The sequence below is a fragment of the Geodermatophilus sp. Leaf369 genome (genome assembly GCF_001424455.1).
GTDB lineage: Bacteria > Actinomycetota > Actinomycetes > Mycobacteriales > Geodermatophilaceae > Klenkia.
Map to the genome: position 1 here is coordinate 211,527 of NZ_LMQA01000004.1, position 12,080 is coordinate 223,606.

11 protein-coding genes are annotated in these 12,080 nt (G+C 73.6%); 1 reads left to right on the forward strand and 10 read right to left on the reverse strand.

Annotated features, from left to right (window positions below; translation table 11 throughout):
• Positions 1-48 precede the first annotated feature (48 nt).
• From ASG36_RS17375 to ASG36_RS17385, 3 genes are all read right to left on the reverse strand, one after another.
• On the reverse strand, positions 49-984 hold the full coding sequence (locus tag ASG36_RS17375; protein WP_055766833.1) for an alpha/beta fold hydrolase: 936 nt from the start codon (positions 982-984) through the stop codon (positions 49-51).
• Between the two features lie 54 nt (positions 985-1,038).
• A complete protein-coding gene (gene uvrA, locus ASG36_RS17380; protein ID WP_157498967.1) occupies positions 1,039-3,981 on the reverse strand; it encodes an excinuclease ABC subunit UvrA in 2,943 nt (980 codons plus the stop codon).
• 74 nt (positions 3,982-4,055) lie between these two features.
• Entirely contained in the window at positions 4,056-5,534 is a 1,479-nt protein-coding gene (locus tag ASG36_RS17385; protein ID WP_055766838.1) for an amidase, read from the reverse strand.
• Positions 5,535-5,585: 51 nt separating this feature from the next.
• Between ASG36_RS17385 and ASG36_RS17390 the strand changes: the two genes are divergently transcribed.
• On the forward strand, positions 5,586-6,260 hold the full coding sequence (locus ASG36_RS17390; RefSeq protein WP_055766842.1) for an MBL fold metallo-hydrolase: 675 nt from the start codon (positions 5,586-5,588) through the stop codon (positions 6,258-6,260).
• 24 nt (positions 6,261-6,284) lie between these two features.
• Here the strand turns inward: ASG36_RS17390 and pgi are convergent, their stop codons facing one another.
• The 7 genes from pgi to ASG36_RS17425 are packed head-to-tail and all read right to left on the reverse strand — an operon-like array spanning position 6,285 to position 12,004.
• Complete coding sequence (pgi, locus tag ASG36_RS17395; RefSeq protein ID WP_055766845.1) at positions 6,285-7,955, reverse strand: glucose-6-phosphate isomerase; 1,671 nt, start codon at positions 7,953-7,955, stop codon at positions 6,285-6,287.
• A gap of 55 nt (positions 7,956-8,010) precedes the next feature.
• Entirely contained in the window at positions 8,011-8,445 is a 435-nt protein-coding gene (locus tag ASG36_RS17400) for a potassium channel family protein (RefSeq protein ID WP_055766848.1), read from the reverse strand.
• Positions 8,446-8,455: 10 nt separating this feature from the next.
• On the reverse strand, positions 8,456-10,006 hold the full coding sequence (locus ASG36_RS17405) for a polyamine aminopropyltransferase (RefSeq protein WP_235495176.1): 1,551 nt from the start codon (positions 10,004-10,006) through the stop codon (positions 8,456-8,458).
• Between the two features lie 13 nt (positions 10,007-10,019).
• Positions 10,020-10,463, reverse strand: coding sequence for a DUF350 domain-containing protein (locus tag ASG36_RS17410; protein WP_055766853.1), 444 nt, complete (start codon positions 10,461-10,463; stop codon positions 10,020-10,022).
• 34 nt (positions 10,464-10,497) lie between these two features.
• On the reverse strand, positions 10,498-10,905 hold the full coding sequence (locus ASG36_RS17415) for a DUF4247 domain-containing protein (protein ID WP_055766856.1): 408 nt from the start codon (positions 10,903-10,905) through the stop codon (positions 10,498-10,500).
• A complete protein-coding gene (locus tag ASG36_RS17420) occupies positions 10,902-11,411 on the reverse strand; it encodes a DUF2617 family protein (RefSeq protein WP_055766859.1) in 510 nt (169 codons plus the stop codon). The genes ASG36_RS17415 and ASG36_RS17420 overlap by 4 nt, the downstream gene beginning before the upstream one ends.
• Positions 11,408-12,004, reverse strand: coding sequence for a DUF4178 domain-containing protein (locus tag ASG36_RS17425; RefSeq protein ID WP_055766862.1), 597 nt, complete (start codon positions 12,002-12,004; stop codon positions 11,408-11,410). The genes ASG36_RS17420 and ASG36_RS17425 overlap by 4 nt, the downstream gene beginning before the upstream one ends.
• Positions 12,005-12,080: the final 76 nt, after the last annotated feature.

Below are 12,080 nucleotides of genomic sequence, written 5' to 3' on the forward strand. Positions count from 1 at the left end.
TCCACAGTAGGTCGCGGGTCTGACGTTCCGAGGACCGCCGCCGGGCCCTCAGCCCGTCGTGCGGGCGTCCAGCCACGCCAGCAGGTCGGCGGTCACGTCGTCCCGGTTCGTCTCGTTGAAGACCTCGTGCCGGGCGTCGGGGTAGACGTGCTGCTCGACCGGCAGCCCGCGGTCGGTGAGCATCCCGGCCAGGGCGGTGACCTGGGTGGCATCGACCCCGCCGACCGGGTCGCGGGAGCCCGACAGCAGCAGCACCGGCAGGTCGGCGGGCAGCTGCGCGACGGCGTCCGGGGTGGCCGCGGAGACGGCGGCGCCGAAGACTCCGGCAGCGTAGGCGTAGGTCAGGGGCATCTCGTCCCCGGCCAGCGGGTCGGCGATGTAGGCGTCCACCTCGGCCTCGTCGCGGGACAGCCAGTCGAACGGGGTGCGGGCCGGCTCGAAGGGCTGGTTGAAGGCCCCCAGGGCGTCCAGGGCGTGGTCGCCGATGCCTGCGGCCACCGCCCCCTCCAGGGCGGTCACCTGCTCGGCGAGCTGGGGGGCGGCACCGATCGGGCCGGACAGCGCGAGCCCGGCCAGGCCCTCGCCGTCCCGCTCGGCCGACGCGAGCGCGACGATCGAGCCCATCGAGTGGCCCAGCAGCAGCCGGGGGACGTCGGGCTGCTCGTCGCGGGCCAGGAGGTGCAGGGCGACGACGTCGTCCAGCACCGCGGCGAACGACGGTGCCCCGAACCGGCCCACCCCGGTGGCCTCGGCGGTGTGCCCGTGGCCACGCAGGTCCATCGCGTAGACGGCGTAGCCCCGCTCGGCCAGCGCCCGACCGAGCCGGCCGTAGCGCCCGGAGTGCTCCGAGGCCCCGTGCACGACCTGCAGCACCGCCCGGACGTCACCGGCCGGCAGCCAGCGGCGGTAGCGCACCCGGGTGCCGTCGGTCGACGGCAGGTCGTGCAACTCGCTGGGGACCGGGCCGTCGGCCGTCGTCGTCATGGTGGAGGGATACCGGCGCGGGGACGGGGGGTCAAGCCGTCCCCGCGCGGCGGGTCAGACCGTCCGGCCGGCGGACACCGGGTCGGTCACGACGTCGGCGGCCGGCGCGGACGCGGCCACCTTCTTCCGCGGCTTCTTCTTCGCCGCGGCCTCCATCCGGGCCGGGTCGAGGATCTCGGCCAGGAACTTCCCGGTGTGGCTCTCCGGGATGCCGGCGATGAGCTCGGGCGTGCCCTCGCCGACGACCGTGCCGCCGCGGAACCCGCCCTCGGGGCCCATGTCGATCAGCCAGTCGGCGCTCTTGATCACGTCCAGGTTGTGCTCGATCACGATGACCGAGTTGCCCTTGTCGACCAGCCCCTGGATGACCAGCAGCAGCTTGCGGATGTCCTCGAAGTGCAGCCCGGTGGTGGGCTCGTCGAGGACGTAGATCGTCCGGCCGTTGGACCGCTTCTGCAGCTCGCTGGCCAGCTTCACCCGTTGCGCCTCACCACCGGACAGCGTGGTCGCCGGCTGGCCGAGCCGGACGTAGCCCAGGCCGACCTCGGTCAGCGTGGTCAGGTACCGGGCAATGCTGTTGATCGGGGCGAAGAACTCCGCGGCCTCCTCGATCGGCATGTCGAGGACCTCGGCCACCGTCTTGTTCTTGTACCGGACCTCGAGGGTCTCCCGGTTGAACCGGGCGCCCTTGCAGACCTCGCAGGGCACGTAGACGTCGGGCAGGAAGTTCATCTCGATCTTCAGCGTCCCGTCGCCGGAGCACGCCTCGCAGCGCCCGCCCTTGACGTTGAAGCTGAACCGGCCCGGCTGGTACCCGCGGACCTTCGCCTCCTCGGTGGAGGCGAAGAGCTTGCGGATCGCGTCCCAGACACCGGTGTAGGTGGCCGGGTTGGACCGCGGCGTGCGGCCGATGGGCGACTGGTCGACGCCGACGACCTTGTCCAGCTGGTCCAGACCGGTGATGGTGCGGTGCCGGCCGGGCACCATCCGGGCACGGTTGAGCTGGTTGGCCAGCACCGTGTACAGGATGTCGTTGACCAGGCTGGACTTGCCCGAGCCGGAGACGCCGGTGACCGCGACCAGCATGCCGAGCGGGAAGGTCACGTCGACCCCGCGCAGGTTGTGCTCACGGGCGCCCTTGACCACCAGCTCCCGCCCCGGGGTGCGGGGGCGGCGCTCGGCGGGGATGACGATCTCCTTGCGCCCGGACAGGTACTGACCGGTCAGCGAGCGCTCGCTGGCCAGCAGGTCCTCATAGGTGCCCGAGACCACGACCTCGCCACCGTGCTCACCGGCACCCGGGCCGATGTCGACGATCCAGTCGGCCTGCTTGATGGTGTCCTCGTCGTGCTCCACGACGATGAGCGTGTTGCCCATGTCGCGCAGCCGGACCAGGGTCTCGATCAGCCGGACGTTGTCCCGCTGGTGCAGCCCGATGGAGGGCTCGTCGAGGACGTAGAGCACCCCGACCAGCCCGGACCCGATCTGGGTCGCCAGCCGGATCCGCTGCGCCTCGCCACCGGCCAGCGTCGCCGCCGGGCGGTCCAGGGACAGGTAGTCCAGGCCGACGGAGACCAGGAAGGACAGCCGGGCCTGGATCTCCTTGAGGACCCGGTCGGCGATGGCCCGCTCGCGCTCGCCCAGGGTGAGCGCGTCCAGCCACTCCGACGCGTCCCCGATCGAGAGCCCGGTGACCTCGGCGATCGAGCGACCGTCGAGCTTGACGGCCAGGATCTCGGGCTTCAGCCGGGTGCCGTGGCAGACCGGGCAGGGCACATCGCGCATGTAGCCCTCGTACTTGTCCCGCATGAACTCCGAGTCGGTGTCCTCGTGCCGACGCTCCAGGAACGGCAGCACGCCCTCGAAGGCGGCGTAGTAGCTGCGCTCGCGGCCGTAGCGGTTCTTGTAGCGGACGTGCACCTGGTCGGGCGAGCCGTGCAGCACGGCCTTCTGGATCTTGGCCGGCAGCTGCTCCCAGGGCGTCTTCATCGAGAAGCCGATCTGGTCGCCCAGCCCGGTCAGCAGCCGGGTGAAGTACTCGTTGCTCATCGAGCCGGCCCAGGGCGCGATGGCGCCCTCGCCCAGGCTCTTCTCCGGGTCGGGGACGACCAGCTCGGGGTCGACCTCCTTGCGGGTGCCGATGCCGGTGCACTCGGCGCAGGCGCCGAACGGGGAGTTGAAGGAGAACGACCGCGGCTCGAGGGCCTCGAAGCTCAGCCCGTCGTCGATGCAGGCCAGGTGCTCGGAGAAGGTGCGCTCCCGCTCGGGGTCGCCCTCCTCGAGGTCGACGAAGTCCAGCACCACGAGCCCGCCGGCCAGGCCCAGCGCGGTCTCGACCGAGTCGGTGAGCCGCCGCTTGGCGCTCTCCTTGACCGTCAGGCGGTCGACGATCACCTCGATCGTGTGCTTCTCCTGCTTCTTGAGCTTGGGCGGCTCGGTGAGCGAGTGGATGACGCCGTCGACCCGGACCCGGGAGAAGCCCTGGGTCTGCAGGGAGGAGAACAGGTCGACGTACTCGCCCTTGCGGGCCCGCACGACCGGCGCGAGGACCTGGAAGCGGGTGCCCTCGGTCATCTCCAGCACCTGGTCGACGATCTGCTGCGGGGTCTGCCGGGCGATCGGCTTGCCGCAGTTGGGGCAGTGCGGCTGGCCGGCGCGCGCGTAGAGCAGGCGGAGGTAGTCGTAGACCTCGGTGATCGTGCCGACGGTCGACCGCGGGTTGCGGTTGGTCGACTTCTGGTCGATCGACACGGCCGGGGACAGGCCCTCGATGAAGTCGACGTCGGGCTTGTCCATCTGGCCGAGGAACTGCCGGGCGTAGGCCGAGAGCGACTCGACGTAGCGGCGCTGGCCCTCGGCGAAGATCGTGTCGAAGGCCAGGCTGGACTTGCCCGACCCGGAGAGCCCGGTGAACACGATCATCGCGTCCCGCGGGAGGTCGAGGTGCACGTCCTTCAGGTTGTGCTCACGGGCGCCGCGGACGACGAGCCGATCCATCATGGGAGTCCCTGTCGATGAGTGCTGCACGGGTGCGGGAGGCGGCCGGGGCACGAGCCGGGGCTCGCGCGGCCTCAGCCGGTGGTGCTCGGGGTGGTGCCGGCGACGACCGGGTCGGCGCCGTGGGCAGTGGGGTCGAAGACGGGGGCGTACCTGCGCCAAGGGCGCTGGCGTTCGAGCTCCGCAGCCAGCCAGAGTAGTCGGGTCTCGGCCCCCGGGGGCCCGACGAACTGGACCGCGGTGGGCAGTCCGCCGGCCCGGTGGCCGACGGGGAGGACCAACGCCGGGAGGCCCGCGGTGTTCCACGCCGAGGTCCACGGGGCCCACCGGGCGTTGGCCGTCACGTTGGCGAGGAACCCCCGCTCGTGCCAGGGGCGGGCGGCCAGCGGGGGCCCGGTGGTGACCGGGGTGAGCAGCAGGTCGACGCCCGGGTCGGCGGTGGCCGCGGACCCGGCGAACCAGCCGGTCATCCGGGTGCGGAAACCCTCCGCGGTGCCCGGTCGGACCAGCCGGGCCCTGCGGACCAGCCGCCCCAGCCGGGCGTGCGTGCGGCTGCGCGGCTCCATCGCGTGCCGGTCGAGGCCCAGCGCCTCGGCGTCGGCGTCGGCACCGGCGAGCCAGCGGGCGACCGTGCCCAACGCCACACCCAGCGGCACCGGAGGGTCCTTCCGGACCACGGTGTGCCCGAGCTCGCGCAGCCCGGCGACCGTGGCCTCCACCGCGGCGCGTCCCTCGGCGTCCAGCCGCACCCCCGGGAGAGGCGACCGGGTGGACACCGCGACGGTCAGCGGGGTCGAGTCGCCGTCGCGTGGCTCGGCGGGCACCCCGTCGGCCAGCACGGCGTGCGCGACCGCGAGGTCGGCGACCGTGGTGGCCAGCGCACCGTTCTCCGCCATCCCGGACCAGTCGTCGGCGCCCAGGCCGGCGGGCACCACCCCGCGACCCGGCTTGAGCGAGACCAGCCCGCAGGCGGCGGCCGGCAACCGGAGCGACCCCATGCCGTCGTTGCCGTGCGCCAGCGGCACCCCGCCGGAGGCGACCGCCGCAGCGCTGCCGCCGGAGGAACCGGCCGGGGAGCGCGCGGTGTCCCAGGGGTTGCGGCTGACCGTGCCCGGGCCGTCGGTGGCGGCGTAGAGGCAGAGCTCGGGCACCCGGGAGATGCCGACGACCACGGCGCCGGCGGCCCGCAGCCGGGCGACGACCGGGTGGTCGACGGTCTGCGGGAGCGGGCGGTGGGCCCGGGACCCGTCGGTGAGGGTCTCCCCCGCCACCGCCACGTTGTCCTTGACCGCGACCGGGACGCCGGCCAGCGGCAGCCGAGCACGGTCGGGGTGGGCGTCCACGGCGGCCGCCTCGGCCAGCGCGGCCTCGGTGCGGACCACCCGGAAGGCACCCACCCGGGCCTCCACGGCGGCGATGTGGGCCAGGTGGGCGCGGACGACCTCGACGGCGCTCAGCTCGCCCCGCCGGACCCGCGCGGCGAGCTCCGTGGCGGGCAGGCCGACCAGCTGCGCCGAGCCGCCGACCGGGTCCGTGGCTAGGTTGGCGTCCATGCGGGCGAACCTATCCGGGGGGTCCGACACTTCTCAGATCGGAGCGGCTCGATGAGCGCGGACAGCAGCGGGTACACCGGCGACGTCGAGGTGGGCGGGCCCCCCGCGACCCGGGTCCTGCCGGGGCTGACGATCGCCAAGCTGGCGGTCAGCGAGATGGCCAACAACGCCTACCTGCTCACCGACGAGGCGACCGGCGACTCGGTGCTGGTCGACGCGGCCGCCGACCCCGCGGCTCTCCAGGCGTTCATCGGCGACGCGCGGGTCACCGCCGTCGTCACCACGCACGGGCACTGGGACCACCACCGGGCGCTGCCCGAGGTGGTCGCGGCCAGCGGCGCCGTGACGATGGCGCACCCGGCCGACGCCGCCGACCTGCCGGTCCCGGTGACCCACCCGGTCGAGCACGGCGACACCGTCGCCGTGGGCGACCAGGTGCTGGAGGTGGTGCACCTGCGGGGGCACACCCCCGGGTCGGTCGCCCTGGTCTGGCGGGGCGGCGAGGGCGCCGGCACGCACGTGTTCACCGGCGACAGCCTCTTCCCCGGCGGTGTGGGCAACACCCAGCAGGACCCGCAGCGCTTCGCCCAGCTCGTCGACGACGTCGAGGAGCGGCTGTTCGGCACGCTCCCCGACGACACCTGGGTCTACCCGGGGCACGGCTCTGACACCACCCTCGGCGCCGAGCGCCCGCACCTCGCGGAGTGGCGCGCCCGCGGCTGGTGAGCCCGCCGCGGGCGCGCGCCCTCCTCAGGCCCGGTGCTGCCGGTACCAGTCGATCAGCGCCTTCGTGGAGGAGTCCTGCGCCTGCAGGGCCTCGTCGTCCCCGGTGAGCGCCGGGGCGATCTGCAGCGCGAGCTGCTTGCCCAGCTCCACGCCCCACTGGTCGAAGCTGTCGATCCCCCAGACCGCGCCCTGGGTGAAGGTGACGTGCTCGTAGAGCGCGATGAGCTGGCCCAGCACCGACGGGGTCAGCGCCGCGGCCATGATCGACGTGGTCGGCCGGTTGCCGGAGAACACCCGGGCCGCGACGACGTCCTCGGCCGTGCCCTCGGCCCGGACCTCCTCGGCGGTCTTGCCGAAGGCCAGCGCCTTGGTCTGGGCGAAGAAGTTGGCCAGGAAGAGGGCGTGCACGTCGGCGTCGGCGTCGACCAGCGGGTGCTCCGGGGTGGCGAAGGCGATGAAGTCGGCCGGGATCAGCCGGGTGCCCTGGTGGATCAGCTGGTAGAACGCGTGCTGGCCGTTGGTGCCGGGCTCGCCCCAGAACACCTCGCCGGTGTCGGTGGTGACCGCCTCGCCGTCCCAGCGCACGGACTTGCCGTTGGACTCCATCGTCAGCTGCTGCAGGTAGGCCGGGAACCGGTGCAGGTACTGGCTGTAGGGCAGCACGGCGTGGGTCTGGGACCCCAGGAAGTTGACGTACCAGACGTTGAGCAGCCCCATGAGCAGGGGCACGTTGCGCTCCAGCGGCGTCGTCCGGACGTGCTCGTCGACGGCGTGGAAGCCGGCCAGGAACTCGGCGAACCGCTCGGGGCCGATCGCGACGACCACCGAGGTGCCGATGGCGGAGTCCACCGAGTACCGGCCGCCGACCCAGTCCCAGAACCCGAACGCGTTGTCGGTGTCGATCCCGAAGTCGGCCACCTTCTCCAGCGCGGTGGAGACCGCGACGAAGTGCTTCGCGACGGCGGACCGGCGCTCGTCGTCGGAGTCCGGGACCGCGAGGCCGTCCCACAGCCACTGGCGCGCGAGCCGGGCGTTGGTGAGGGTCTCCAGGGTGCCGAAGGTCTTCGAGGCGACGACGAACAGCGTCGTGGCCGGGTCGAGGTCCTTGGTCGTCTCGGCCAGGTCGGTGGGGTCGATGTTGGAGACGAACCGGCACTCCAACCCGTCCTGCACGGACGCCTTGAGCGCCTCGTAGACCATCACCGGGCCGAGGTCCGAGCCCCCGATGCCGATGTTCACCACGGTGGCGATCGGCTGCCCCGTGACCCCGGTCCACTCCCCGGAGCGGACCTTGCGGGCGAACGCGTAGACCTTGGCGAGCTCGGCGTGCACGTCGGTGTCGACGTCCTGGCCGTCGACGACCAACGGGGGCTGCATGCCCTCGGGACGGCGCAGCGCGGTGTGCAGCACCGCGCGGTCCTCGGTCACGTTCACGTGCTCACCGGCGAAGGTCGCCTGCAGCCGGTCCAGCACGCCGGTCTGCTCGGCGAGCTCGCGGAGGAGGCCCAGGGTCTCGTCGGTGACCAGGTTCTTGGAGAGGTCGACGTGCAGGTCGGCCACGTCGAGGGTGAGCCGCTCGGCGCGGCCCGGGTCGTCGGCGAACCAGCCGCGCAGGTCGGGGTTCTGCGCGTCCCGGTGGGCCTGCAGGGCCGACCAGGCGGCGGTCGTGGTCGGGTCGTGCGAGGCGGCAGCCACGTGGAGCTCCAGGGAGGTCGGGGATCGTCGTCCCCGACGCTAGGGCAGCCCCGGGTCAGCCGCGCGCGCGGCTGGAGCCGGTGGCCGTCCCGCGGGCGCCGGTGGCCGTGCGGAGGTCGCGCTGGATCTGCCGCAGCAGCCGGAGCTGCTCGTCGACGTCGGCGGCGAGCTCCTCCTGCTCCTCGTGGGTGAAGTCGTCGTGCGTGCGGATCACGACCGCGGCGATCCGGCCGACGATGACGCCGATCCCGATGATCCCGGCGAACATCGTCACCACGGCGATGACCCGGCCCGGCACCGTGGCCGGGGAGAGGTCGCCGTACCCCACCGTCGTGGTGGTGGTGAAGGCCCACCACACCGAGTCCCCGAAGCCCCAGCCCTCCACCCGGCTCACCCCGAGCGCGGAGGCGAGCACCGAGGTCAGGTAGACCCCGATCGCCAGCGGCGTGCGGTTGGCGCAGGCGATCAGCCCGTTCACGAACCTGCTCATCTCGTCACCTTCATCCCTGGTAGCCCTGCCGCATGTCCTCGACGATCCGGGGTCGGTCCAGCGTGCTGGGCTCCAGGCGCTGCGGCGCCCGGTCGGCGGGGAAGACCCCGGCGGCCTCCAGCACGGCGGCGTCGAGGAAGCGGGTCGGCGGGAGCCGGTCCGACAGCGCCAGCTCCGGCGCGACGTCCCCGGCCTGGGCGAGCACGAAGCCCCAGTCGCCGAAGCTGGGGACGTCAACGTGGAACGGGGTGCCGGTCAGCCCGGCGCTGTCCACGGTGCTCACCGTCCGCCAGTAGGCCGTCGGGGTGGAGTACGGGCTGCCGGCCTGCACGGTCACCAGCGCGTCCGGGGCCAGGACGCTGCCGACCAGGCCGTAGAACTCGGTCGAGTACAGCCGCCCGAGCGCCGGGGTGTCCGGGTCGGGCATGTCGACGACGACGGCGTCGAAGGGCTCCCCCGGAGCCTCGCGCAACCAGCTGAAGGCGTCCTCGACCACGACCTGCACCCGCGGGTCGTCCAGCGCGTGGGCGTTGAGGCCGGCCAGCCGGGTGCGGGCCAGCTCCAGGACGGCGGGGTCCAGCTCGACCTGCACCACCTCCTCCACCGAGGGCGCCCGCAGCACCTCCCGGGCGGCCAGTCCGTCCCCACCGCCCAGGACCAGCACCCGCCGCGGGTCGCGGGCCAGCACCGGGTGCACCAGGGACTCGGTGTACCGGTGCTCGTCGACGCTGGAGAACTGCAGGTCGCCGTCCAGGTAGAGCCGGACGTCGTCGCCGCGCTGGGTGACCACGACGTCCTGGTACTGGGAGCGCTCGGCGGCGACCACCGGGTCGTCGTACAGCCGCTGTCGTGCGCCGACCTCGATGTCCTCGGCCTGCCAGAGCAGCACGCCGAGCAGGGTGGCCGCGGCGAGCAGGGCGCCGGTCGCCGTCCGGCGGGCCCGGGGGGTGAGCTGGTGGCGCAGCAGCACGGAGGCGACGACGGCGGCCGCGACGAGGTTCACCAGTCCGGTGAGCGCCGCCCCGCGCACCTGTCCGGCCAGCGGCAGCAGGAGGAAAGGCCAGGCCAGGCCGCCGAGCAGCGCCCCGGCGTAGTCGGCGGCGTTGAGGTCGGCCAGCAGGCGTCCGCTGCCCTCGGCGTCCACCCCGTCGGCGTCGCGCTGGAGCAGGGTCATCAGCAGCGGCACCTCGGCGCCGACGAGCACGCCGATGACCGCGGTGCCCAGGACGAGCACCGCACCGCTGGCCCCGTAGAAGCTGAACGTCACGTAGAGGGTGACGGCGGACAGCCCGCCGACCACGCCCAGCAGGATCTCCACGGCCACGAAGGTCGCGGCGGCGTGCCCCAGCAACGGCTTGACCAGCAGCGCACCCACCCCGAGCGCGGCCACGAACCCGGCCACGATCAGCGAGGTCTGGGTGATCCCGCCCCCGGCCAGGCTGGCCGACAGGGTGAGCAGGACGAGCTCGTAGACCAGCCCGCAGGCGGCGCAGACGGCGACGGCGGCCAGCAGCAGGGGCCGGTACCAGCGCACCGGCCGGACCGTCTCGCGCTCGAGCACCGCCACGGTCAGCTCAGGAGAGCGCGGCGGCGTTGACGACGCCGATGGCGAACAGGCTGGCCGCGACCGCCCAGGCCGCGCCGCTCATCCGCTCCTCGTCGACGATGGCCCGCAGGTGTCCGGGCACGAACGCGTCGAGCACCCGCAGCGCGACGGCCTGCAGCACCACCCCGAGGACGCCGTACACCGCGGAGTCGACCAGGCCCTGGAGCAGCTCGTCGGAGCTCGTCATGATCGAGGTGGTCACGATGACGGCCAGCGCCAGGTGGTTGGCCCCCAGCAGGATCGCCGCGTTGGGCTTGCGGTCGGTGTAGACCTGCTTGCGCAGGTTGCCCGGCGTCAGCAGGTCCAGGGCCAGGAAGCCCAGGCCGAGGACGGCGATGCCGACGACGAAGTAGAGCAGCGTGGCGACGACGCCGTCGCCGAGCTCGCTGCCGTCCAGGGATCCGAAGGTCACGGGGCGCTCCTGCTGTCGGGGGTGCGGTGGGTGGTCACTTGCCGTCTCCGGGGCCGCCGTCGCCGCCGCCGGAGGCCGGCGACCCCGGCCGGAAGCCCGAGCCCAGGAACGCGTAGTAACCGCTGCTGTACCGGCCGTCGACGTCCTCGACCCGGACGGTGCTGCCGTCCGTGGCGGTGGAGACGATGACGATGTCGTCGTCGTAGCGCAGGTACTCCGCGCCGCCGTCGCTCTGTCGCGCCGCCGGTGGGGCCGCCTCGGCGATGTCGGCGGTGGTGGTGCCCACCGGGTCCGGGGAGGAGAAGCCCTCCCCGTCGGAGTCGCTGCCGGTGGACGTGTAGGTGTCCCGGATGAAGCTCTCCGGGCTGCCGCCGGACCCGCAGCCGGCCAGCACCAGGGCCGCGGTCAGGAGGGCTGCCGGGAGGACGCGTCGGGTGCTCATGCCGGGCTCCAGTCGCTGTGGGTGGTGACGACGTCGCTGGTCCCGGCGCCGGGGTACAGGTGCCAGGTCCGCCAGGTCCAGCCGGTCGCCGTCGCGGCACCGGTGAGGGCGGTGAGCGCGGCCGCGTGGCCGGGGAAGGCCGCGACCAGCCAGTCGGACCGGCCGGCCGCCCGGGTGCGGAGACCGGCCACCCGGTCGGCCAGCTCGGCGGTGGGCACCTGCTCCACGGTCGACGTGAAGCGGTACCCGGGGCGGTCGGCGCGGCCGGGCAGCGGGTCGCCGCCGTCGGCCACCGCGTCGCAGGAGACCTGCTCGGTGCGGGTGGCACCGTCCCGGCGGGCGGTGACCACGTGCGAGGCGCCCAGCACGGTGAGCACCAGCTCCCCGCCCCGGCCGTCGGACAGCACGGTCGACGCGAGCCCGGGCGGTGCCGGGGCGTCGAGCAGCAGCCCGAGCGCCGAGGCGGCGACGTCGCGGGTGGGGACGGCGAGGTCCAGCGCCGTCACGAGCCGGGCTGGGCGTGGTAGACGGTGAGCTCGGCGGGGGTGACCCGGCGGCCGGTGGAGACCTCCCACGACTGGGTGGGCGCCCAGCGCTCGAAGGCGAGCAGACCGGTCTTGTCGCGGGTGGCGTAGTCGGCGTAGTCGGCGGTGCCGGTGGGCGGGGTCCCGGTGGTGCCCTCCGAGCGGAAGGCGGCCTGGCCGCGCTCGACCTGCCGGTGCACGACGTCGTTGACGACCACGTCGCCACCGGGCACCAGGTCGGTGCCCTCCACGCGCTGCCACAGGGTGAGCTCGAGGTCGCCCTCGTCGTCCTCCACGGTGAGCCAGCGGCGACCCGTGGAGCCGTCGAGCAGGTGCTCGTACCAGCTCACGCCGCCCTCGGTCATGGTGATCGTGCCGCGCACGACGTGGTCGATCCCGGCGTAGGTGATCACGTCGGCCACGCCGATCTTCATCGGGTCCCAGGTGTCGGGCTGGTCGGCCAGCGGGTCGACCCGGCCGGGCGCGGGACGACGGGTCCGCCGGCTGCGCAGCACCAGCACCGCGATGACGGCCACCGCCGCGATCAGCAGCACGACGAGCAGGAACTCGGTCACCGGGAGGTCCTCCAGCAGGTCGACGACGGGCCGATCGAGACCGTAGCGAACCCCAACAGCGGGCTCACAGCGGGTG